General features: G+C 75.5%; 20 protein-coding genes. 11 read left to right on the forward strand and 9 right to left on the reverse strand.

What is annotated here, in order from left to right; translation table 11 throughout:
• Position 1: 1 nt before the first annotated feature.
• Both AC0GKK_RS02300 and AC0GKK_RS02305 read right to left on the reverse strand, forming a co-directional pair.
• Entirely contained in the window at positions 2-547 is a 546-nt protein-coding gene (locus tag AC0GKK_RS02300) for a dihydrofolate reductase family protein (protein WP_489883034.1), read from the reverse strand.
• Positions 548-627: 80 nt separating this feature from the next.
• Positions 628-2,109: a mannitol dehydrogenase family protein gene (locus AC0GKK_RS02305; RefSeq protein ID WP_489883035.1), complete on the reverse strand. Its 1,482-nt coding sequence runs from the start codon at positions 2,107-2,109 to the stop codon at positions 628-630.
• Positions 2,110-2,317: 208 nt separating this feature from the next.
• On the opposite strand from AC0GKK_RS02305, the gene AC0GKK_RS02310 reads away from it, so the two are divergent.
• The 9 genes from AC0GKK_RS02310 to AC0GKK_RS02350 are packed head-to-tail and all read left to right on the forward strand — an operon-like array spanning position 2,318 to position 11,727.
• Positions 2,318-3,235, forward strand: a complete 918-nt coding sequence (locus tag AC0GKK_RS02310) for a TetR/AcrR family transcriptional regulator (protein ID WP_489883036.1) — start codon at positions 2,318-2,320, stop codon at positions 3,233-3,235.
• On the forward strand, positions 3,232-4,125 hold the full coding sequence (locus tag AC0GKK_RS02315) for a beta-keto acid cleavage family enzyme (protein WP_489883037.1): 894 nt from the start codon (positions 3,232-3,234) through the stop codon (positions 4,123-4,125). Before AC0GKK_RS02310 ends, AC0GKK_RS02315 begins: the two co-directional genes overlap by 4 nt.
• Complete coding sequence (locus AC0GKK_RS02320; RefSeq protein ID WP_489883038.1) at positions 4,118-5,095, forward strand: 3-hydroxyacyl-CoA dehydrogenase NAD-binding domain-containing protein; 978 nt, start codon at positions 4,118-4,120, stop codon at positions 5,093-5,095. The genes AC0GKK_RS02315 and AC0GKK_RS02320 overlap by 8 nt, the downstream gene beginning before the upstream one ends.
• Positions 5,088-5,561: a thioesterase family protein gene (locus AC0GKK_RS02325; protein ID WP_489883039.1), complete on the forward strand. Its 474-nt coding sequence runs from the start codon at positions 5,088-5,090 to the stop codon at positions 5,559-5,561. Before AC0GKK_RS02320 ends, AC0GKK_RS02325 begins: the two co-directional genes overlap by 8 nt.
• A gap of 56 nt (positions 5,562-5,617) precedes the next feature.
• Complete coding sequence (locus tag AC0GKK_RS02330) at positions 5,618-7,174, forward strand: ABC transporter substrate-binding protein (RefSeq protein WP_062394840.1); 1,557 nt, start codon at positions 5,618-5,620, stop codon at positions 7,172-7,174.
• Positions 7,175-7,179: 5 nt separating this feature from the next.
• Positions 7,180-8,139, forward strand: coding sequence for an ABC transporter permease (locus AC0GKK_RS02335; RefSeq protein ID WP_178373966.1), 960 nt, complete (start codon positions 7,180-7,182; stop codon positions 8,137-8,139).
• Positions 8,136-9,017 (forward strand): ABC transporter permease, encoded by an 882-nt coding sequence (locus AC0GKK_RS02340; RefSeq protein WP_489883040.1) that lies wholly within the window; start codon positions 8,136-8,138, stop codon positions 9,015-9,017. The genes AC0GKK_RS02335 and AC0GKK_RS02340 overlap by 4 nt, the downstream gene beginning before the upstream one ends.
• Entirely contained in the window at positions 9,014-10,609 is a 1,596-nt protein-coding gene (locus AC0GKK_RS02345; protein WP_489883041.1) for an ATP-binding cassette domain-containing protein, read from the forward strand. Before AC0GKK_RS02340 ends, AC0GKK_RS02345 begins: the two co-directional genes overlap by 4 nt.
• 8 nt (positions 10,610-10,617) lie before the next feature.
• A complete protein-coding gene (locus AC0GKK_RS02350) occupies positions 10,618-11,727 on the forward strand; it encodes a serine hydrolase domain-containing protein (RefSeq protein ID WP_489883042.1) in 1,110 nt (369 codons plus the stop codon).
• Between the two features lie 61 nt (positions 11,728-11,788).
• Here the strand turns inward: AC0GKK_RS02350 and AC0GKK_RS02355 are convergent, their stop codons facing one another.
• The 4 genes from AC0GKK_RS02355 to AC0GKK_RS02370 form a co-directional block, all read right to left on the reverse strand.
• Positions 11,789-12,388 carry a malonic semialdehyde reductase gene (locus AC0GKK_RS02355; protein ID WP_346109369.1) on the reverse strand — a complete coding sequence of 200 codons (600 nt, stop codon included), beginning with the start codon at positions 12,386-12,388 and terminating at the stop codon, positions 11,789-11,791.
• 79 nt (positions 12,389-12,467) lie between these two features.
• The gene (locus AC0GKK_RS02360; protein WP_073574956.1) at positions 12,468-13,400 is read right to left on the reverse strand and encodes an aldose 1-epimerase family protein; all 933 of its coding nucleotides are present in this window, start codon (positions 13,398-13,400) and stop codon (positions 12,468-12,470) included.
• Positions 13,401-13,427: 27 nt separating this feature from the next.
• Positions 13,428-16,994: an AAA family ATPase gene (locus tag AC0GKK_RS02365; RefSeq protein WP_489883043.1), complete on the reverse strand. Its 3,567-nt coding sequence runs from the start codon at positions 16,992-16,994 to the stop codon at positions 13,428-13,430.
• Positions 16,991-18,217: a metallophosphoesterase family protein gene (locus tag AC0GKK_RS02370; protein ID WP_489883044.1), complete on the reverse strand. Its 1,227-nt coding sequence runs from the start codon at positions 18,215-18,217 to the stop codon at positions 16,991-16,993. The genes AC0GKK_RS02365 and AC0GKK_RS02370 overlap by 4 nt, the downstream gene beginning before the upstream one ends.
• A gap of 223 nt (positions 18,218-18,440) precedes the next feature.
• Between AC0GKK_RS02370 and AC0GKK_RS02375 the strand changes: the two genes are divergently transcribed.
• Together AC0GKK_RS02375 and AC0GKK_RS02380 are read left to right on the forward strand one after the other, a co-directional pair.
• Positions 18,441-18,623 (forward strand): hypothetical protein, encoded by a 183-nt coding sequence (locus AC0GKK_RS02375; protein WP_062394822.1) that lies wholly within the window; start codon positions 18,441-18,443, stop codon positions 18,621-18,623.
• Positions 18,620-18,847, forward strand: coding sequence for a hypothetical protein (locus AC0GKK_RS02380; RefSeq protein ID WP_139282747.1), 228 nt, complete (start codon positions 18,620-18,622; stop codon positions 18,845-18,847). The genes AC0GKK_RS02375 and AC0GKK_RS02380 overlap by 4 nt, the downstream gene beginning before the upstream one ends.
• Before the next feature lie 9 nt (positions 18,848-18,856).
• Here the strand turns inward: AC0GKK_RS02380 and nhaA are convergent, their stop codons facing one another.
• From nhaA to edd, 3 genes are all read right to left on the reverse strand, one after another.
• Positions 18,857-20,176, reverse strand: coding sequence for a Na+/H+ antiporter NhaA (nhaA, locus tag AC0GKK_RS02385; protein ID WP_489883045.1), 1,320 nt, complete (start codon positions 20,174-20,176; stop codon positions 18,857-18,859).
• 315 nt (positions 20,177-20,491) lie between these two features.
• Positions 20,492-21,109: a bifunctional 4-hydroxy-2-oxoglutarate aldolase/2-dehydro-3-deoxy-phosphogluconate aldolase gene (eda, locus tag AC0GKK_RS02390; RefSeq protein ID WP_062394815.1), complete on the reverse strand. Its 618-nt coding sequence runs from the start codon at positions 21,107-21,109 to the stop codon at positions 20,492-20,494.
• A 37-nt stretch (positions 21,110-21,146) separates the two neighbouring features.
• Positions 21,147-22,988 (reverse strand): phosphogluconate dehydratase, encoded by a 1,842-nt coding sequence (gene edd / locus AC0GKK_RS02395; RefSeq protein ID WP_489883046.1) that lies wholly within the window; start codon positions 22,986-22,988, stop codon positions 21,147-21,149.
• Positions 22,989-23,097: the final 109 nt, after the last annotated feature.

Consider the following 23,097-nt stretch of genomic DNA (forward strand, 5'->3'; position numbering starts at 1 on the left):
CTCAGGTGAGCGGCGGGCCGTAGGTCAGCCGGACCACGCCGTTCTCGTAGGCCTCGGACTCGCGCAGCCGCAACGGCACCCGCGCGCCCTCGGCGAACAGTCGCAGCCCGGCCCCGAGCGACACCGGGTAGACGAACAGGTTGAGCGTGTCGACCAGGCCGTCGGCGAGCAGCGCACGGACCAGGGTGACGCTGCCGGAGACGTAGATGCCGCCGTCGGTCGCGTCCTTGAGCTGCCGGATCCGCGCCGGGTCGTACGGGCCGAACACCCGGGAGTTCTCCCACTCCAGCGGGTCGGCCAGGGTGGAGGTGACGACGTGCTTGGGCGCGCCGTTGAAGAACGCGCCCCCGGACTCGACGTCGTGCCCGCGGGCCGACCAGGCCGGGTGGAACATCTCGTAGGTGTTCCGGCCGAGCAGGATCGCCGCGTCGGTCAGCCGGCCGATCGCCTCCCCCATCGCGTCGGTGAAGCCGTACTCCGCCGTCCAGGACGGGTCGGAGACGACCCCGTCGAGGCTGATGAACTCGTGCACGTCGATCGTGCCCACTGTGGTCTCCCGGGGTCGAGGCGAGGGGTCATCGGCTACGACCGCAGACGTGTGGGGAACTCATCGGTTCCCCCTGTCGGTCACGCGAGGTCGGCGACGGTCGCCGCGGCGCCGCGGGACCACAGCGACTCCAGCGTCGAGCGGAACGCACCGGCGAACCGCTCGTCGGAACCGAGGTCGCCGAACACCCCGCGGTGGGACAGGAACGACCCCGGGGTGTCCCGCTCGGCACGCGCGAGCGCGGTCATCTCCTCGGCCAGGCGGTCCTGCTGGGTGATCTCCCGCCCCTGCTCGTCGGCACCCTCGGCGTAGCGGCACCACCCGGCGACGACGGCCGCGGCCCGCTCGACCGGCCCGCCCGCGGCGAGCTGCTCGCGCACCACCGGCAGCAGGAAGATCGAGATCCGGTCGGAGCTGCCGTAGTTGATCCGCATCAGGGTGTCGGCGACGCCCGGGTTCGCGAAGCGTTCCAGCAGGGTGTCCTTGTAGGCGTCGAGGTCGATACCGGGCACCGGCCGCAGCGTCGGCGTGGCCTCGTCGTCCATGTAGCCGCGCAGGAACGCCGCGAACGTCGGGTCCTGGGCGACCTCGTGCACGTAGCGGTGCCCGGCGAGGTAGCCGAGGTAGCCCAGCGCCTGGTGGGTGGCGTTGAGCAGGCGCAGCTTCATGAACTCGTACGGGACGACGTCGCCGACGACCTGGACCCCGACCCGCTCGAACTCCGGGCGGCCCGCGGCGAAGTGGTCCTCGAGCACCCACTGGGTGAACGGCTCGCACACGACCGGCCAGCCGTCGCGCAGCCCGAACCGCTCCGCGAGGGCCTCGCGGTCGGTGTCGGCGGTGGCCGGGGTGATCCGGTCGACCATCGAGTTCGGGAAGGTGATCGACTCCGCGACCCAGGCGCCCAGGCCGGCGTCGCGGAGCTGGGCGACTCCGGTGAACACCCGGCGGGCGACGTCGCCGTTGCCCTGCATGTTGTCGCAGCTCATGACCGTGAGCGGGCCGGTGCCGCGCTCCCGGCGGCGCGCCAGCGCCTCGACGACCAACCCGAACGCCCCGGTCGGGGCGGAGCCGGCGGCCATCGCGTCGAGGTCGGCGCGGATACCGGGGAAGTCCGGGTCGAACTCGCCGGTCTTCTGGTCGATCGCGTAGCCGCCCTCGGTGATCGTCAGCGAGACGATCCGGGTGTCGGGGTGCGCGATCCGCTCGATGACGGCCTCGGGGTCGTCGGGGGCGTAGAGGTAGTCGACGAGCGACCCGACGACCCTGGGCGTCAGCGTCCCGTCCGCCTCCTTCAGCACGAGCGTGTACAGCCCGTCCTGGGCCGCGAGCACGTCGCGCATCCGGTCGTCGGCGCCGAGCACCCCCACCCCGCAGATCCCCCACTCCGGCGCCCCGCCGGAGGCGAGCAGCGCGTCGACGTACATCGCGAGGTGCGCGCGGTGGAAACCGCCGACGCCGATGTGGACGATCCCGCGGCCCACGGCGGCCCGGTCGTAGCCGGGGACCTCCACGCCCTCGATCCCGTCGGTCCAGATCCCGGTCTCGTCCAGCGAACGCATGGTCCCCCTCGCCACGTCCCCGGCGCCCCACGGCGCCGTCGGGTGAGAGGCCGACCCTACCGCTCACGCTGTCCGACGCAAGCGCTTCCGCGAGCGGTTGCCGCGAGCTGAATGCAGCACCAGTCCGGTCGCCGCTGTAGCCTCGTGCGCTGCGTCGACTCGGAATGATGGCTTGCGTTCATCGCAAGTCACGGCCTACGGTCGCCCGGTGACCGACCCCCGTGCCCCCCGGGCCGCCGACGACGCGGTGGCAGGGCGGGTGCGCGCCCTGCTCGAGCGCGACGGCTGGACCCAGCGCCGGTTCGCGGCCGCGGTCGGCTTGGAGGAGACCAAGCTGTCGAAGTCGCTCGCCGGGCGCCGCCGCTTCGCCGCCGACGAGCTCGTCCGCATCGCCGACGTCACCGGCGAGACCGTGGCCCGGCTGCTGCACGGCCGCGACGGAGCGCGCGCCCGGACCGCGGTCCCCACCGGCGCCGCCGCCGCGGCCGCCGAGCCCGACCCCGGCCGCGAGCCCGGCGGCACGCACGGCACCCGCGGCCGCATCCTCGACGCGGCCTGGGAGCTGATCGCCGACCACGGTTACCACCGGGTCCGCACCGCCGACGTCGCGCGGGCGGCGGGCACCAGCCCGGCGGCGATCCACTACCACTTCCCCACCCGCTCGGAGCTGCTCGACTCCGCGCTGCGGCACAACGTGCGCCTCGCCTTCGACCGCCAGGTCGCCGAGCTCGACATGATCGCCGATCCGCACGACCGGCTGCTGCGGCTGATCGACCTCCAGCTCCCCGACGGCGCGCTGCTGGAGCGCGAGTGGTCGATCTGGATCCAGGTGTGGGCGGAGTCGGCGATCGACCCGGCCCGGCGCGAGCTGTACTGGGACGCCTACGACCGCTGGTTCCGCACCGTCGCCATGACCCTCGCCGAGGGCGCCGCCGCCGGGGTGTTCGTCCCCGACGCCGGTGACGCCGCCCGTCGGCTCACCGCGCTGGTCGACGGCCTGGGCATCCAGGTCATGGCGCGTACCCCCGGCACCTCCGTCGCGCAGATGCGCGCGGACCTCGCCGCCTTCATCGACCGGGCCGTGCTCGCGGCACCGGCACGCACGGAGCGAACGGAGAACGGATGAACCGTGACGTCATCATCACCTGCGCGGTGACCGGGGCCGGGGACACGGTGCGGCGCAGCCCGCACGTGCCCGTCACCCCGGCCCGGATCGCCGCGGACGCGATCGCCGCGGCCCGGGCCGGCGCCGCCGTGGTGCACATCCACGTGCGCGACCCGGAGACCGGCAGCCCGTCGCGGGCGGTGGAGCTCTACCGCGAGACCGTGACCCTGATCCGGGACTCGGGCGTCGACGTCGTGCTCAACCTGACCGCGGGCATGGGCGGTGACCTGGTGATCGACGCCGAGGACCCGCTGAAGCCGATCGACGGCACCGACCTGGTCAACGCCCTGGAGCGGCTCCCGCACGTCGAGGAGCTGCTGCCCGACATCTGCACGCTGGACTGCGGCTCGCTCAACTTCGGCGAGGGCAACCAGCTCTACGTCTCCACCCCGGACATGCTGCGCACCGGCGCCAAGCGGGTCCAGGAGCTCGGCGTGAAGCCCGAGCTGGAGATCTTCGACACCGGCCAGCTGTGGTTCGCCACCGTGCTGGTCGACGAAGGCCTCATCGACGCCCCGTCGCTGTTCCAGCTGTGCATGGGCATCCCCTACGGCGCCCCGGCCGACCCGGGCGTGCTGGCCGCGGAGGTGAACCTGCTCCCCGAGGGCGCGAACTTCGCGTCGTTCGCGATCGGGCGCGACCAGCTGCCGTGGGTGGCCCAGTCGGTGCTGGCCGGCGGGCACGCCCGCGTCGGGCTGGAGGACAACCTCTACCTCTCGCGCGGGGTGAAGGCGACCAACGAGCAGCTGACCGAGCGGGCGGTGGAGATCGTGCAGAACCTCGGCGCCTCGGTGGCGACGCCGGACCGCGCCCGCGAGATCCTCGGCCTGAAGGAGCGCACCGGTGCCTGAGCCGCGTCCCGTCACGGAGATCCGGACCGTCGCCTGCATCGGCGCCGGGGTGATCGGCGCCGGCTGGGCGGCGTACTTCCTGGCCCGCGGGCTGCGGGTCCGGGCCTGGGACCCCGCCCCGGACGCCGGGGAGAAGCTGCGCCGGGTGGTCGACGCCGCCTGGCCGGCGCTCACCGAGCTGGGCCTGGCCGAGGGCGCCGACCGGGACGCGCTGACGGTGCACCCGACCGCGGCCGAGGCCGTCGCGGGAGCGGACTTCGTGCAGGAGAGCGCCCCGGAGGACCTGGAGCTCAAGCGCGCCCTGCTCGCCGAGCTGGCCGACGCCGCCGTGGCGGCCGGGCCGGACGTGGTGGTGGCGTCGTCGACCTCGGGGTTCCCGATGACCGACATGGCCACCGCCGCGGCCGAGCCGGGCCGGCTCGTCGTCGGGCACCCGTTCAACCCGCCGTACCTGATCCCGCTGGTCGAGGTCGTCGGCGGCGAGAGGACCGAGGGCTGGGCGACGTCACGGGCCGCGGACTTCTACCGGCACATCGGGAAGTCGGTGATCGAGATGGAGCGGGAGCTGCCCGGCTTCATCGCGAACCGGCTGCAGGAGGCGATCTGGCGCGAGGCGCTGCACATGGTCGCCGCGGGCGAGGCCACCCCGGAGGAGATCGACCGCTCGATCACCGACGGCCCGGGGCTGCGCTGGCCGGTGCACGGTCCCTGCCTGACCTTCCACCTGGCCGGTGGCCAGGGCGGGATGGCGCACATGCTGGACCACTTCGGACCGTCGCTGAAGGCACCGTGGACGCGTCTGGAGGCCCCGGAGCTGACCCGGGAGCTGCGCGACGACATGGTCGCCGGCGCCGAGGTCTCCGCCGGTGGGCGGCCGATGGCGGAGCTGGTCGCCGAGCGCGACCGGGCCGTCATCGCCGTCCGGCGTGCGGTCGCCGCGGCCCGCGCCGCCGGGACCACCGGTGGATGAGCCGCTGCGGTACTCCGCCACCGTCCGTCCCGAGTGGATCGACTACAACGGGCACCTGTCCGAGCCGTACTACGTGCTGGTGTTCGGCGACGCGACGACCGCGCTGATGGACCGGGCCGGGATGGACCCCGGCTACCGCGCGGCCACCGGCCGTTCGCTGTACACGGTCGAGGCGCACGTCCGGTACCTGCGCGAGGTCGGTCCCGGCGCCGCGCTCGAGGTCCGCACCCGGGTCCTCGGCCGCGACGCCAAGCGGCTGCGCCTGTGGCACGAGCTGCACGTGGAGGGGCGGCTGCGGGCGACCGAGGAGCTGATGTGCCTGCACGTCGGCCCCGACGGGGCCGAGGCGTTCCCCGCCGGCGTCGCCGCCGCCCTCGACGCGCTCGTCACGCCCGGCGAGCCGGAGCAGGCGGGCCGGTCCATCGCGGCCGTCGGCCGGGGGGAGGTGCACCGCCCCTCGACGTGATGTGCCCGAGACCGCGGCCCCGGCGCGACCGGGGCCCTCTGCGAGGAGACACGTTCATGATCAGCCCGACACCGGCGCGCGACGGGCTCTCCCGCCGCCGCCTGCTGGGCGGGGCGGCCGGGCTCGCCGCGGCCGCCCTGCTGGCCGGCTGCGGCGGGCCGGCGGCGGCCCGCGAGGCGGGAGCCCCCCGTCGTGGCGGCGTCCTGCGGGTGGGGGTGACCGGCGGCGGGTCGTCGGACACCCTCGACCCGCACAGCCCCGCCACCAACCCGGACATCGCCCGCGTCGTCAGCCTCTACGAGCCGCTGCTGCGGTGGGACGACGACTACACGCTCCAGCCCGCCGTCGCCGCGTCCGTCCGCCCCGACCCCGGCGCCCGCAGCTGGACCGCGGTCATCCGGCCCGGCATCACCTTCCACGACGGGCGTCCGGTGACCCCCGACGACGTCGTCGCGACCTTCCGGCGGATCACGGACCCGGCCGATCCCAAGTCCGGTGCCGCCCAGCTGGAGACCCTGGACGACGTCGTCGTCGCCGGTGACGACCGGGTCCGGTTCCTGCTCTCCGAGCCCGGGCCGGTGTTCGACCAGTACCTGGCCGAGTACAGCGTCGGGATCGTCCCCGCCGACTTCTCACTCGACCGTCCGGTCGGCACCGGGGCGTTCCGGTACCAGTCCTTCTCCCCCGGCCAGCAGAGCGTGTTCGTGCGGCACGACGGCTACTGGCGTCCCGACCAGCCCTGGGTCGACCGCCTCGAGCTGATCAACTTCAGCGAGGAGGACGCCCGGATCAACGCGCTGCTGTCGGGCCAGGTCGACGCCATCGACCAGGTCCCGCTGTCGCTCACCGAGGTCGTCGGCGCCTACGACTCGATCTCCCTGCTCACCGCCGAGACCGGCAGCTGGCTGCCGTTCACGATGCGGGTCGACGTCGAACCGTTCGACGACGTCCGGGTCCGGCAGGCGCTGCGCCTGGCCACCGGCCGCGGCGAGATGGTCGCCCAGGTGCTCTCCGGCCAGGGCGTCGCCGCGGGCGACCTCTACGGCCGCTTCGACCCCGACTACCTGGACCCGCGCCGGGAGCAGGACCTGGAGCGGGCGCGCGACCTGCTGGCCGCCGCCGGGAAGCCGAACCTGTCCCTGGAGCTCGTGACCTCACCGATCCAGGCGGGCTCGGTGGAGTCGGCGCAGGTGCTGGTCACCCAGGCCCGCGCCGCCGGCATCGACATCGGGCTGCGCCGGGTGGACACCTCCACCTTCTTCTCCGACCAGTACCTGCAGTGGGAGTTCGCGCAGAGCTTCTGGAACACCCGCAACTACCTGCCGCAGGCCGGGTCGTCGTCGCTCCCGGACTCGCCGTTCAACGAGACGCACTGGAACGACGCCGAGTACATCCGGGTCGTCCGCCGGGCCCGCGCCGAGGTGGACACGGCCCGGCGCGGCGAGCTGGTCCGCCAGGCCCAGCGCATCGAGTACGACCGCGGCGGCTACCTCATCTGGGGCTTCCCGAACCGGGTGGACGCCCACCAGAGCTACGTCGGCGGGCTCACGCCCAGCCGCACCGGGCTGTCGCTGTCCGGCTACGAGTTCCGGAAGGCATGGGTCGGCGCATGAGCCTCGTGACGAGAATGATCCTCCGGCGGCTGCTGGTGAGCGTCCTGGTCCTGTTCGTGGTGTCGCTGCTGGTCTTCGCGGCGACGCTGCTGCTGCCCGGCGACCCGGCGCGCGCCATCCTCGGCCAGCAGGCCACCCCGGAACGGGTCGCGGCGCTGACCCAGCAGCTGGGCCTGGACCGGCCGGTCTGGGAGCGCTACCTCGGCTGGCTGGGCGGCGTCCTCACCGGCGACCTCGGCTACTCCGCGGCCACCCAGGGACCGGTCACCGAGCTGCTCGGAGGCCGGATCGCGGCGTCCGGGGTGCTGCTCGTGCTGACCGCGGTCGTCGCCACCCCGGTCGCGCTGGCGCTGGGCGCCTGGGCCGCGGTCCGCCGCGGCACCCGCACCGACTCGGCGCTGTCGGGCAGCAGCCTGGTGCTGGCCGCCCTGCCCGAGTTCGTCATCGGCGTGCTGCTGGTGGTGCTGTTCGCGACCTCGGTGCTGCAGGTCCTGCCGTCGGTCACGATCGCCCGGCCGGGCGAGCCGGTGTGGAGCCGGCCCGAGCAGCTCGTGCTGCCGGTGCTGACCCTGGCCCTGGTCGTGATCCCCTACGTCGTCCGGATGACCCGGGCGACGCTGTCGGAGACCTTCGACACCGGGTTCGTCGAGATGGCCCGGCTCAAGGGCCTCCCCGAACGCACGGTGCTGCTGCGCCACGCCGTCCCGCACACGATCGGGCCGGTGGCCCAGGTGCTGGCACTGCAGCTGGCGTGGCTGGCCGGCGGCGTCGTGGTGGTCGAGTTCCTGTTCCGCTACCCCGGCATCGGGCAGGCGCTGATCGACGCCGTCAACAACCGCGACGTGCAGGTGGTCCAGGCGATCTCGATGCTGATCGCCGCGTTCTACGTCGTGGTCAACCTGGCCGCCGACGTCGCCGGGATCCTGGCCGACCCGCGGATCCGTACCTCCGGAGGTACCCGATGAGCATCACCGGTCCCCCCGTCACCTCCGGCGCCGCGTCCGCACCGGCCGGACTCGTCCGGCGCACCTTCCGGCGCCGCCAGGCCCGGATCGGCGCAGCGCTGACCCTGGTCGTCGTCGCCGTCGCCCTGCTCGGGCCGACGATCGGCCCTCTGCTGACCGGCTTCGGCGTCGACGACTTCGCCGGCCGCCCGTTCAGCTCGGACGGTGTCCTCGGCACCGACGACCTCGGGCGCGACGTGGTCGCCCGCTTCCTCGCGGGTGGTGGGCCGGTCCTGCTCTACGCGCTCGCCGCGACCGCGCTGGGCCTGGTCGGCGGTGCGGTCGCCGGCATGCTCGCCGGGTACTCCGGCGGCCGGCTCGACACCCTGATCATGCGGGGCGGCGACGTGCTGCTGTCGTTCCCGCAGCTGGTGCTGGCGCTGCTCGCGGTGGCCGTGCTCGGCTCGTCCGTCTGGCTGCTGGTGCTGGTCATCGGGATCTCGCACATCCCCCGGGTGGCCCGGGTCGCGCGGCAGGCCACGCTGTCGGTCGCCGGGCAGGACTACGTGCTGGCCGCCCGGATGTACGGCGTCCCGCGCCGCCGGATCCTCGGCACCGAGATCCTGCCGAACATCACCGGCCCGCTGATGGTGGAGCTGGGCCTGCGGTTGACCTACTCGATCGGCTACATCGCCTCGCTGTCGTTCCTCGGTCTCGGCGTGCAGCCGCCGGCCGCGGACTGGGGTCTGCAGATCAACGAGAACCGGATCGCGCTGATCGTCGCCCCCTGGGGCGTCCTGCTGCCGGTGCTGGCCATCGCGGTCCTCACCGTCGGCACCAACATGATCACCGACGCCCTCGCCAAGGAGTCGGCCGACACCACCGGGGAGGGCGCATGACCGCCACCGCGACACCCACGATCGGCTGCACGGGCCTGCGCGTGTCCACCACCGGCGGGCGGGAGGTGCTGCACGGTGTCGACTACGCGGTCGCCCCGGGTGAGATCCTCGCGCTGGTCGGCGAGTCCGGCTCCGGGAAGACGACGGCGGCACTGGCCGCGCTCGGCCACTTCCGGACCGGGCTCGCGCACACCGGCGGCACGATGGCGTTCCACGGCCACACCGAGACCCACGACGACCTGCTCACCCTCGACCAGGTCACGCTGCGCGGGGTCCGCGGCCGGCTGGTCAGCTACGTGCCGCAGGACCCGGCGCTGTCGCTGAACCCGTTGCTGCGGGTCGGCACCCAGGTCGCCGAGGTGCTGGAGGCGCACTCCTGGGACGGTGACGTCACCGGCCGGGTCCGGGAGGTCCTCGCCGAGGTCGGCCTGCCCGACGACGACGCGTTCCTGGCCCGCTACCCGCACCAGCTCTCGGGCGGGCAGCAGCAGCGGGTCGGGATCGCGGCCGCGTTCGCGAACCGGCCCGACGTCGTCGTGCTCGACGAGCCGACGACCGGGCTCGACGTCACCACCCAGGACCTCGTCCTGGACACCGTGCGGGAGCTGGTGACCCGGTCGGGGACGGCGGCGCTCTACATCACCCACGACCTCGCCGTCGTCGCCGGGCTGGCGGACCGGGTGGCGGTCATGCAGTCCGGGGAGGTCGTCGAGACCGGGCCGGTGGCCCGGGTGCTCACCGCCCCCGAGCACCCGTACACGCGGGGCCTGATCGCCGCGGTGCCCGACCTGGACCGGCGTATGGAGCGGACACCGGTCCCGAGCGGCGACGCGGGCGGCGAGCCGGTGCTGCGGGTGTCCGGCGCCGGGAAGCGCTACGGCGCGACCACCGTCCTCGACGGGGTGGACCTGGAACTGTGGCCGGGCGAGTGCCTGATGCTGCTCGGCGAGTCCGGCTCGGGGAAGACCACGCTGGCCCGCGGGCTGTCCGGGCTGCTGCCGCTGGACTCGGGGACGCTGACGCTCAAGGGCGAGGAGCTGACCACCCCGCGGTCCCACGCCCAGCTGCGCAGCGTGCAGTACGTGTTCCAGAGCCCGTTCGCGTCGCTGAACCCGCGCCGGACCCTGGCCGGGTCGCTGGAGGTGCCGCTGCGCCACCTCACCGACGCCGACGCCGGCAGCCGCCGGGCCCGGGTGCTGGACATGCTGCGCCAGGTACGGCTCGACGAGTCGTTCGCGGCGCGCTACCCGGGGTCGCTCTCGGGCGGCGAGCGACAGCGTGCGGCCATCGCGCGGGCCCTGGTCACCGCACCGGACGTGCTCGTGTGCGACGAGGTCACCTCGGCGCTGGACGTGTCGGTGCAGGCCGCGATCCTGGACCTGCTCGCCCTGGTCCGCCGGGAGCTGGGCACGGCGATGGTGTTCGTGACCCACAACATCGCCCTGGCCCGCGAGGTGGCCGACCGGATCGCGGTGCTGCAGGGCGGCCGGATCGTCGAGCAGGGCACCGTCGAGGAGGTCCTGTCGAACCCCGCGAACGACTACACCCGCGAGCTGCTGGCGCACACGCCGTCGATGGCGGCGGTCCGATGAGCGGGGGGATGCGGGGCACCGTCGCGCCCGGGTACTCCGCCGTCGCGGACGCCTTCGCCGCGGTGCTCGCCGGGAGCCGTGCCGGCGTCGCGTTCTCGGTGGTCCGCGACGGGGAGGTGCTCGTCGAACTGCACGGCGGGCTCGCCGACCCCGCCACCGGACGGCCCTGGGAGGCGGACACGGTCGCGGTGCTGTTCTCCGGCACCAAGGGTCTGACCGCGGCCGCCTGCGCGGCGGTGTCCGACCGGCTGGAGCCGGACGCTCCGGTGGCCCGGTACTGGCCGGAGTTCGCTGCGGGCGGCAAGGAGTGCGTGACCGTCGGCCAGGTGCTCTCGCACACCCTCGGGCTGCTGTACCCCGACCCCGAGCCGGTCGGGGCCGACCGGTGGGACGACCGGGCGTGCGCCGCGGTGCTCGCCCGGCAGGAGCCGCTGTGGGAGCCGGGCACGGCGGTCGCCTACCACCCGACGACCTACGGGGCGATGACCGCGGAGCTGCTGGCGCGGGTCACCGGGCGGAACCCCCGTGCGGTCGTGCGCGACCTGGTCACGCAGGTCCCCGGTGCCCGGGTGTTCCTGGGTGCGGCCCCACCGGGACCGGCGCGGATCGTGCGCGACCCGGACTACCGGATCTCGACGTTCCTCACCGACCCGCGGCGTCGACGACTCGTCGAACGGATGTACCGGACGCTGCTCGAGGAGCCGGACCTGCCGAACACGGGCGCCTACCACCGGTCCGGCGGGCTGGCCGGGGCCGGCCTGGCGAGCGCGCCGTCGATGGCCCGGTTCTACGCGGCGCTGTGCCCGTCGGGCCCGGTACCGGGGGCCTCCCCGGTACCGGCCGCGGCGCTGGCCCGGGCCACCCGGACCTGGTCGGAGGGGACCGATGCGGTCAACGACCGGCCACTGCGGTTCGGCCTCGGCTTCGAGCTCGCCGACCCGATCGGGACCTACGGACCCGAGCCGGTCGCGTTCGGGCACTCCGGCGCGGGCGGCGGGCGGCACGGTGCCTGGCCCGAGCGGGGGCTCGGGTTCTCCTTCCTCACCAACGAGATGCGCGCCGAGGACGTCGACGACCGGGCGTCGAGCCTGCTGGCGGCGCTGCAGACCTGCGGGTGAGCTCCGACGCCGACGGGGCGCCCGCTGTGCGGACGCCCCCGTCGGTGCGGTCGTGGCGCGCTCAGGCGAAGTCGAGCACGTCCGCGGCGTCGAGGCGGGGCAGCCGCGGGTGCCAGGCGTCCGGGCCGGGGTGGCCCAGGTTGACCACGAGCAGCGCGCGGTGCCGGCCGCCGGGGAAGAACTCCTCGGTGACGGCGTCGGCGTCGAAGCCGGCCATCGGGCCGGTGGCGAGGCCGTGCGCGCGGGCGGCGAGCAGGACGTAGCCGATCTGCAGCGAGGCGTTGAACCGCGCCATCGGCTCGCGGCCCGCACGGCCCTGGGACTCCAGGCCCTCGCGGAAGCCGGGCTTGACCGGGAACGTGGTGTCCGAGTGCTCGTGGAAGTCGAGGTCCGCGGCCAGGATCGCGACGACCGGGGCGGCCTCGGACTTGGCCCGGTTGCCCTCGGCGAGCAGCGGCAGCAGACGCCGCTTCCCCTCGTCGCTGCGGACGAAGGTCACGCGCAGCGGCTGGGTGTTGGCCGCGGTCGGCGGCCACTGGGCCAGGTCCCACACCGCGCGGAGCGTCTCGTCGGTGACGGGCTCGTCGGTGAAGGTGTTGGCGGTGCGGGCCTCGGTGAACAGGGCGGCGCGGCCGGCCTCGTCGAGGCGGGGCAGGAGCACCGGGGAAGCGGTCTGGGCAGTCACAGAAGGTAGAGCGTTCAACGACCTCGCCGGTATTCCGCTCCGGGGATGATCCGGATCACCCGGTGGCGTGGACACCCCAGCGCAGCACCTGGGACTCGCCGGGGACGAGTTCGATCAGGTCGGTGCCCGAGTTCAGCGCGTCCGGCGGGCAGGTCATCGGCTCGACCGCGATCGCCCGCGACGGCGTCACCGCTCCGTCCGGGCCCTGGCGCGGGAAGTCCGACGGGGTGAAGACCTGCACCCAGCCGAACGCCGCGTCGGCCCACAGCTCGGTGCCGCCGCCGTCCCGGGACCCGACGCGGTGCCGGACCCGGCCGTCGGCACCGCCGTCCGGGCCGTCGCCGGGGGTGCAGCCGCCGAACGCGCTGTCCAGGACCAGCCCGGCGAGCCGGGTCCGGGAGACCGCGCCGTCCAGCGGCCGCGCCGGGCCGTCCGGGAGCTGGTCGCGCAGCGGCAGCTCGGTCCGCGCGGACAGGGTCAGCTCCAACTCGTCGGTCGGCACGTCACCGACCCGCAGGTACGGGTGGAAGCCGAGGCCGAACGGGACGGGCGCGTCCCCGAGGTTCTCCACGACCGTGGTGACGGTGAGCCCGTCGCGGCCGACGGCGTAGGTCACCGTGACCCGCACCGGCTGCGGCCAGCCGGGCTGCACCGGCGCGACGGCGGTCAGCGTGATCCGGTCCCCCGCCCGCTCCACGGGGGTCCAGGGCACGTGCCGCAGCAGGCCGTGGATGGCGTTGCCGGCGTCCGGCTCGGTCAACGCGAGCTGCCTGCGGGTCCCGCGGTGGGTCCAGGCGCCGCCGCGGACCCGGTTCGGCCAGGGCGCGAGGACCGCGCCAGAGCCCTTCGGCGGGCGGGCCGTGGGCGGGTGCGGCTCGACCCGGACCCGGCCGCCCTGGGAGAACCCGGCCAGCGCCGCCCCGACCTCGTCGACCTCGGCCCGGGAGTCGCCGCTGACGATCACGAACCGTTCACCGCACGCGTCCACGTCGGTGAGTCTCCGTGATCGCTCCGCTCAGCCGGCCAGCGGGGTGGCGCGGGCGGTGTCGGCGTCGCCGACGATCTCGACCGGGGCGGGCGGCCCCAGCTCGGCGACGGTGAACCCGACGCCCGCGTCGCGGGCGAGCCCGACGACGTGCTCGTGGTGGGTGAACAGCAGCACCTGCGCGGTGGCGGCCAGCTCCCCCAGCACGGCGACGGCGGCGGCGCCGCGCTCGTCGTCGAAGGTCATGAGGACGTCGTCGAACACGACCGGCACCGTCGGCAGCCCGGCGGCGACCCGGTCGGCCTGCAGCTGCTCGATCCCGGCCAGGCGCAGCGCGAGGTGCACCTGGTCGGCGGTGCCCTCCGAGAGCCGGGTCGGGGCGAGCTCCTCGCCGTCGGCGCGCACCGCGACCAGGCTGCGTCCGGCGCCGCCCGCCTCGGCCGGGGGCCGCAGCGCGACGAACCGGCCACCGGTGAGGCGTTCGAGCACCACCCCGGCGCGGACCAGCAGCGGGGAGGCGTGGCTGCGCTCGTAGGCCTCCAGCTCGCGACGCAGGATCTCGCGCTGCAGGTGCAGCACCAGGTAGCGCTCCGCGGCGTCGGCGACGCCGGCCAGCTCGGACTGGGCGCGGGCGTACAGCTCGGCGGCCCCCTCGGCCTCCTCCAGCTCGCGGCGCCGGGCCCGCAGCCCGCCCAGCTGCTCACGGACCTCGTCCTGCTCGGCCCCGAGCTCGCGCTCGTGGGCCTCGGCCCGGTCCAGGGCCTCGGTCAGCGCACCGGGCTCGGTGTCCGGGGCGGCGGCGACGAGCTCGTCCGCGTCGAGGTCGGGCGCCGCGGCGGCCAGCAGCCGCTCCTGCTCGGCGATGCGGGTGTCGAGCACGGCGACGTGCGCGCCGCGCTGCGCCGCGGCCTCCAGCCCGCCCGGCTCCGGGGCCTCGGTCAGCGCCAGCTCGACGGCGAGCCGGTCCAGCACCGCGGTGGCCGCGGCCGCACTGCGGGCGGCGCGGGCGGCGTCGTCCTCGGCGGCGGTGATGCCGTCGTCAAGATGGCCGGCCGACACCGCGGCCTTGGTGACCTCGCGGACGCGGTCGGCGAGCTCGCCGAGCCGGTCCGCGGACGCGGTACCGGTCGGTGCGGGCTCCAGGTGCCGCTCCACCAGCGCGACGACCGCCCGCCCGTGCGCGGCGACGGCGCGCTCCAGGCGGCGGGCCTGTTCGTCGTCCTGACGGGCGAGCGCCCCCGCGGTGCGGGCGTCGGCGACGGTGTCGCGGCGGGTGTCCCAGCCCGCGGGCTCGAGGTCGGTGGGCAGCCCGGCGCCGCGCAGCGCGAACCGCCAGCGCTGGGCGGCCAGCTCCCGTTCGTGGCGGGCGGCGTCGGCCGCTCCCCCGGCGCGTTCGGCCTCGCTGCGCAGCCGGGCCAGCAGCACCCGACGGTCGCGGGCGTGCTCGGCCTCGGTGGCGAGGTCGGCGGCCGCGACGAGCAGCACGTCCAGCGGGGCGCCGTCGCGTGGGCGCCCGGCCGCGGCGAGCGCGGAGCCCAGCGCCCGTTCCTGCACCTCGGCCTGGTCGCGCAGCCGGGCCAGGCGCTCGTCGGCGCGGGCGGCGTCGTCCTCGGCGCGGGCGGCCTCGGCCAGCGCGGCGACGACGGCGTCGGCGTCGTCCGGGTCCGGGAGGGCGACGCCGTGCGCCCGCCACAGCGTCGCCCAGGCAGCGGCCGCGGCGGCGGTGCGCTCCCCGGCCGCGGCGGCGGCGGCCGCGGTGCGGGCGGCCTCGGCGTCGGCGGTGTCGAGCTCGGCGTCCCGGTGGGCCAGCTCGGCGACCCGGTCCGCGGAGGCGATCATGTCGTCGGCGACCCGGTCGGCCCCGGCGAGCGCGGCGGACAGCCTGCCCGCGGCCGCGGCGGCGCCGCCCGGCCCCGCGGCGAGCAGCTGCTCCAGCGCGGCGTCACGGGCGGCGCGGGCCGCGGCGAGCGCGTCCGCGCCGACCGGGCGGCCGTCGGCGGCCACCCCGTCGCGGGCGGCCCGGGCGCGGTGCGCGCGCTCCACGGCGTCCGCGGCGGCCCGCTCGGCGCCGCGCTGCTCCTGTTCGGCGGTGCGCAGTGCGGCCCGCAGCTCCCGGACCTCGCGGCGCGGCGGGGCCAGCACACCGCGACCGTCGACGGCGGGGCCGTCAGGGGTGCCGTCGGGGGTGCCGTCGGGGGTGCCGCGGTACCCGGCCGCGACCAGCGCCTCGGCGCGCCGGCTGCGGGCGGCGTCACCCTCGGCGACGGCGGCCCGGCACAGCGCGGCGGCCGAACCCTCGGCCTCGATCGCGCGGCGGACCTCGGCGACCCGGCCGACCCGGTCGGCGTCGAGACCGCCCGGGACGTCGGCCACCTCGCGGACCTCGGCGAGCGCGTCGGTGTGCAGCCGCTCCGCACGGGCCTGCTCCGCGATCGCCTCGGTGAGGCGACGGGCGTGCTCGTCGAGGTCGCGGGCCCGGTCGGCCGGCAGGTGGACGGCGGCGAGCCGGTCGGCGGGGCTGCGCCCGTCCTCGGCGACCAGCCCGGCCAGCGCGGCCTCCGCGCGGCGGTGGGCCTCGGCGGCGTCGGCGCGCAGCCGGGCCGCCCGCTCGGCGTCGCCGCGGCGGGCCTGCGCGGCGGACTCCAGCTCGCGGACCCGGGTGGCGTCGGCGAGCAGGTCCTCGTCGAGGTCGAGCTCGGCGCGGCGGGCCCGCAGTGCGTCGGCGGTGGCACGGTGCTCGTCGCGGGCGGTCTCGGCGTCGGCCAGCGCGGCGGTGGCGCGGGTGTACTCCTCCAGCGAGGCCGCGTCGAGGGCGGCGCCGGTCGCGCACAGGGCGGCGCGTTCGGCGCGCAGCGCGGCCAGCTCCCGGGCCGGGCCCTGGCCGCGGACGGCCTGCCGGGCCCGGTCCGCCGCCCCCGCCGCCGCGCGACGGGTGCGGGTCAGCTCCGCGGCGCGGCGTTCCAGCCGGGCGATCTCCTCGGCCAGCGCCGTCACCTCACCGGCCCGCGACACCCGCTCCCCCACGGCCTTCTCGGTCTCGGTGAACCGTGCGAACGCCGCGCGCACCTCGACCGACCGGTTACCCCGGTGGTCCTTGAACAGGGCGTCGGCCTCGGCGTCCAGCGCGGCGATCAGCGCGCGGGCGTCGCGGCCGCTGCGGGCGGTGAACACCAGCTCGGCGAGGTCCCCCTCCCCCGCGCACAGTGCCCGGCCGCCCTCGCGCAGCTCCTCGTGGCCGAGCCCGAACCCCTCCCGCCAGCGGCGCCGGGCGTCGGCACCGGACTCACCCCAGGGCGGGTCGGCGACGGCGCCGGTGTCGTCGTGCAGGCCGCGGGTGGTGCGGCGGAGCACGGTCTCAGCCCCCGCAGCGGCGACCCGGGCCGAGACGGCCAGCCGCGACGGGCCGACGGCGTAGGCGTGGCGCACCGGCCGGGGCATCCCCCACAGCAGGTCGGACAGGGCGTCGAGCAGGGTGGTCTTGCCGGCCTCGTTGGGGCCGGACACGATCGTCAGACCGTCGCCGAGGGTCAGCTCGCGGCCCTCGTAGGCGCCGTAGCGCTCCAGGACCAGGGTCCGCAGCCGCGCGGTCGTGCTCACGCCCCGGCCATCCGGGCCAGCAGCTGCTGCTCGGCCTGGCGGGCCAGCGCTGCGAGGCGCTCGTCGTCGCGCAGGTCCAGCAGGCCCGCCTCGCGCAGCCTACGGCCGACCTCGCGTTCCAGCGGAGCGGCGAGCTCGCGGATGCGGTCCGGGTCGGCGGCCAGACCGGCCGCGGCGGCGGACACCGCGGCGGTCAGCTCCGGGTCGACGGCGAGCGCCCCGGCGGGCGGGCGGGTGCGGTTGCGGACCTTCTCCAGCACCGCGCCGCAGCGCTCGGCGAGCAGCTCCAGCTCGGTGCGGACCCCCTCGGCCGACGTGAGGTCCGCGGCGGCCGGCCCGGCGCCGTGCAGCGTCACCTGGGCGACGACGGTGCGCGGCGCGGCGGCGGCGCACCGCTCGCGCAGCGCGGACTCGACGGCCTCGTAGACCTCGTCCGCGCCGCCGAGCCCGGCGATGTCGATCTCGACGAGCTCCCAGCGGGCGACGTCGAGGACCAGCGGGGTGACCGTCGCCCACCGCTCGGGGGCCGCGTCGACGAGCAGGGCGCCCTTCGCGCCGCGCTCCTGCGGGTGGCGGCCCTGCAGGTTCCCGGAGAACCAGGCCGGGTGCGGGCCGTCGCAGACGGCGCGCTGCTCGTGCACGTGCCCGAGGGCGAAGTACTCGTAGCCGCAGCCGGACAGGTCCTCGGGGCGGCAGGGGGCGTAGGTGTCGTGCCGGTCGTCTCCCTGCACCGAGGTGTGCAGCATGCCGACGTTGACCAGACCGGGGATCCGGTCGGGGTAGGCGGGGACGAGGTTCTCCAGCACCGCGCGGCGGGCGAAGCCCTGGCCGTGCACGGCGAGGCCGAGGTCGTCGTCGACGACGGTCTCGGGCGCGTCCACCGAGAGCCGGTGGGTGTTGGGCGGAAGCCGCAGCGACCGCGTGATCTCGGACTCGGCGTCGTGGTTGCCGCTGATGAGGAACACCGGGATGCCCTCGTCGTGCAGTCGCGAGAGCTGCCGGACGAAGAACGCGCCGGTCGCGTAGTCCTTCCAGTCGCCGTCGTAGACGTCACCGGGCAGCACGAGCGCCTCGGCCCGGGAGTCGACGACCGCGTCGACGAGGTTCTCGCAGGCCCGCCGGGTCGCCGCGCGCAGCGTCGTGGCGAGCCCGGAGTCGCCGAGCCGCGACAGGCCGCGCAGCGGACTGTCGAGGTGCAGGTCGGCGGCGTGCACGAAGCGCACGGAGGAACTCCCGGAGCGGTCGGGTACGGGGAACCGCCGAGTCTAGGACGGGGCCCCCGCCGTTCCCCGCCGCGACACCGCCCGCCCGCTCACCGATGACGACGCCGCAGGTCAGGTGGGGCGGCCCACACAGCGGCGCCGGTCACGTTCCGGTGTCCGGACGATGGCCGGTGGGTAGATCCTGGCCGTCCGATCCCGAGAGAGAGCCGCGAGGTCGAGCCCGATGATCCAGCTCTGCGAGCGCTGCTACGCCCCCGTCGACGCCGCGACCGAGCGCGTCTACCGGTTGTCCCACATCGAGTCGGCCGACGCGGCCGGCGAGGTGACCTGGCGCGAGGCCGTCGTGCACGTCGCGGCGTGTGTCCCCGCGGGCACCGTCGTCCCGGCCGGGCGGTGGGCCGCGTGATCCGGGACGCGCTGTGCGAGCGCTGCCTCAACCCGATCGACCCGACCCGCGAGCCGCTGCGGATGTGCACCCACGGCGGCACCGCGGCCGACGGCGGACCGGCCCGCAGCTTCGTGCACGCCCTGCCGTGCGTGCGCCCGGACACCGGTGACTGGGACCGCGGGCGTCGTGGCCTGTCACCGGCCGCGGTGCGGCACGCCGCGGCCCGCGCCGACCACCGCTGACCCGGCGCCTCAGCCGTCCCGGCGGGGATCGCCCTCCTGGTAGACGTCCGGCACCCCGTCACCGTCGTCGTCGCGCGTCTCGACCGCATGGAGACGCCGGTAGTGGGCGTTGCGGGAACGCAGGACCACGGTCGCCAGCAGCGCCGCGAGCAGCGAGCCGCACAGCACCCCGATCTTGACGTGGTCGTCCTGCGGGGTCCCGGTCCCGAACGCGAGCTCACCGACCAGCAACGACACGGTGAACCCGATCCCGGCCAGCTGCGCGAGGCCGAGCAGGTCCCACCAGGACAGGTCGTCGGACAGTTCGGCCCGGGTGAACCGCTGCACCAGCCAGGTCGAGCCGAGCACGCCCACGGTCTTGCCGACCACCAGGCCGGCGACGATGCCGAGGGTGACGGTGTCGACCAGGGCCGCGCCGAACCCACCGCCGTCACCGTCGCCGCCGACCACCGTGACTCCGGCGGCGAAGAACGCGAACACCGGCACCGCGAAGCCGGCCGACAACGGGCGCCAGCGGTGTTCGAAGTGCTCCGACAGCGACACCCCGTGCACCCGGCGACGCCCTAGGACCGGCACCGCGAACCCGAGCAGGACCCCGGCGACGGTGGCGTGCACCCCCGACTCGTGGACCAGCATCCAGGTGACCGCGGCGAGCGGCAGCAGCACCCACCAGGAACGGATCCCACGCTGCACCGCGAGGGTGAACAGTGCGAGCGGCACGAGGGCACCGAGCAGCGCAGGCACCGACAGCTGGTCGGTGTAGAAGACCGCGATGATCGTGATGGCCAGCAGGTCGTCGACGACGGCGAGGGTCAGCAGGAAGGTCCGCAGCGCGGTGGGCAGGTGCGTCCCGATGACGGCGAGCACCGCGAGCGCGAACGCGATGTCGGTGGCTGTCGGGATCGCCCAGCCGACCAGCGCGTCGGGGTTCGCGAGGTTGATCGCGACATAGATCAGCGCGGGCACCGCCATGCCGCCGACGGCCGCCGCCACCGGCAGCAACGCCGTGCGCGGGTCGCGCAGGTCCCCGGCCAGGAACTCGCGTTTGAGCTCCAGCCCGACGACGAAGAAGAAGATCGCGAGCAGACCGTCGGCGGCCCAGGTCGCGAGCGACAGGTCCAGATGCAGCGCGGCGGGCCCGACGGTGAACCCGGCGAGCGCGGTGTAGGCGTCGCGCCAGGGCGAGTTGGCGAACAGCAGCGCGACCGCGGCCGCGATGACGAGCAGGACGCCGCCGACGGTCTCGGCACGCAGCACGTCGGCGACGCGACGGGCCTGCGCCCACGAACCGCGGGCGAACAGGCGACGGGAGGAGGGGGTGGTGTTCACGGGGCTCCGGGGAGGTCGGGAGGGCAGGGGGCAGCGCTCGCCGACCAGACTTCCCGGCACACCAGGACGAAATCTTAACGGTCCCGGGCCCCCGCGTCAGCCCTTTCGAGGCGCTCGCCACCTCCCGCACCGGACGCCCGGGGGCGGCCCCCTCGTGCCGTCCCCGGGCGTCAGGATCGCGTCAGGACCCGGCCCGTCGGTGTCGCCGCGGGCGCACGATGACGCGATGAGCGACATCGCCGGATGGGCGCTGATCCTGGTCTACCTCCTGCTGGCCGTGGCCGCGGCCAGGGCCGTGCTCGTGGGCCCGCGCCGTCAGCCCAGCGCGGCGGCGGCCGCGGCGAGGCCGCGGATCCGGTCGACGTCGCCCGCGGCGACGGCGTCGGCCGGGGCGAGCCAGGAGCCCCCGACGCAGGAGACGTTGGGCAGGGCCAGGTAGCCCGGTGCCGAGTCGACGGTGATCCCACCGGTCGGGCAGAACCGCAGGTCCGGGAGCGGCCCGGCGACCGATGCCAGGAACGGGCGCCCGCCCGCGGCCTCGGCGGGGAAGAACTTGCAGGCGGTGTGGCCGCGCTCGGCGACGGCCATCATCTCCGAAATCGTCGCGGTGCCGGGGAGGAAGTCCAGCCCGGAGTCCTCCATCGCGTCGAGCAGCCGCGGCGTCGCACCGGGGCTGACCAGGAAGCGGGCGCCCGCGTCGACCGAGGCGCGGACGTCGTCCGGGGTGCGGACGGTCCCGGTTCCGACGACCGCGTCGGGCACCTCGGCCGCGATCCGGCGGACGGCCTCGAGCGCGGCCGGGGTCCGCAGGGTCACCTCGATGACCGGCAGCCCGCCGTCCACCAGGGCACGGGCGAGCGGGACGGCCGTCGCGGCGTCGTGCAGCACGACGACGGGGACGACGGGGGCCAGCTCCAGCAGCTTCTCGCTCATGGTTCCTCTCGGACGGGACGGTCTCTCAACCGGTCCCTCAGTGGGGCAGGACGACGGTCGCACCGGTGTCGGCGGGTCCGACCGCGGCGCGGAACGCCGCGAACAGCTCACGTCCGGTGCCCGTCGTCGGGCCGGACGGGCCGGCTGGCCGGGCGGGCTCGCGGGCGTCGAACTCGTCGGCGTCGACCAGCAGGGACAGGGTGCCGTTCAGGGTGTCCAGGCGTACCAGGTCGCCGTCGCGCACGTTCCGCAGCGGTCCGCCCTGCGCGGCCTCCGGGGTGACGTGCAGCGCGGCGGGGACCTTGCCCGAGGCGCCGGACATGCGGCCGTCGGTGACGATCGCGACCTGGTGCCCGCGGTCCTGCAGCAGCCCCAGCGCGGGGGTCAGCTTGTGCAGCTCGGGCATGCCGTTGGCGCGCGGTCCCTGGTACCGGACGACGGCGACCAGGTCACGCCCGTCGAGCTCGCCCGCGGCGAACGCGGCCAGCAGGTCGTCCTGGTCGTCGAAGACCACGGCCGGCGCCTCGACGACGCGGTGGTCGGGCTCGACGGCGGAGGTCTTGACCACCGAGCGGCCCAGGTTGCCGTGCAGCACGCGCAGCCCGCCGTCCGGGGAGAACGGGTCGGCGACCGAACGCAGCACCGACTTGTCCAGGCTCTCCGTGGTGCCCTCACGCCACACGAGGGTGTCCCCGTCGAGGAAGGGCTCGTGGGTGTAGCGGGACAGGCCGGGACCGTCGACCGTGCGGACGTCGTCGTGGGCCAGGCCGTGCTCCAGCAGCTCCCGGATCAGGAGCTGCATGCCGCCCGCGGCGTGGAAGTGGTTCACGTCCGCCGTGCCGTTGGGGTAGATCCGGGCCAGCAGCGGCACCACGGCGGACAGCTCGGAGAAGTCGTCCCAGGTGATCTGCACGCCCGCGGCGGCGGCCATCGCGACCAGGTGCATCGTGTGGTTGGTGGAGCCGCCGGTGGCCAGCAGCGCGACGATCCCGTTGACCACGGCCTTCTCGTCGACGACCGCACCCATCGCCGTGTCCGGGTCACCCGCGGCGGCGAGCGCGCGGCGGGCGACCTCGTCGGTCAGGGCGTCGCGCAACGCGGTGCCGGGATTGACGAACGACGACCCCGGCAGATGCAGGCCCATGACCTCCATCAGCAGCTGGTTGGAGTTCGCGGTGCCGAAGAAGGTGCAGGTCCCGGGGCCGTGGTAGCTGGCCGACTCCGCCTCGAGCAGCTCGGCGCGGTCGGCCTCGCCCGCGGCGAACGCCTGCCGGACGCGGGCCTTCTCCTTGTTCGGCAGGCCCGAGGTCATCGGACCGGCGGGTGCGAGCAGCACCGGCAGGTGCCCGAAGGACAGCGCGCCCATCACCAGCCCGGGGACGATCTTGTCGCAGACCCCGAGCAGCACCGCGGCGTCGAACATGTCGTGGCTCAGCGCGACGGCGGTGGACAGGGCGATGACGTCGCGGGAGAACAGCGACAGCTCCATGCCGGCGCGGCCCTGGGTGATGCCGTCGCACATGGCGGGGACCCCGCCGGCGACCTGGGCGACCCCGCCCGCGGCACGGGCCGCGGCCTTGATCCGCCCGGGGTAGGTCTCGAACGGCTGGTGGGCCGAGAGCATGTCGTTGTAGGCGGTGACGATGCCGATGTTGCGGGCGGGCGACGCGGTGAGGGTCAGCTTGTCCGGCCCGCACGCGGCGACCGCGTGGGCGAGGTTGGCGCAGCCGAGGTCGGCGCGGCCGGGGCCGGCGGCGGGCCCCGCGGCGGCGGCCGCGCGGATGCGCTCGAGGTAGGCGGCGCGGGTGGTGGCCGAGCGGGCGGTCACCCGCCGGGTGACGGCGTCGACGACGGGGTGCAGCGGCACGGAAGCGGTCACGGTACGTCGATCTCCAGGTGGTGGGGTGCGTGGCGAACCGTTCGATAGGCACTCTACCGACTGACTTATGTACTCACAAGACGTTAGTGAGACCCGATCAGCGTTTCAC

This window comes from Pseudonocardia sp. P-1, assembly GCF_058111925.1.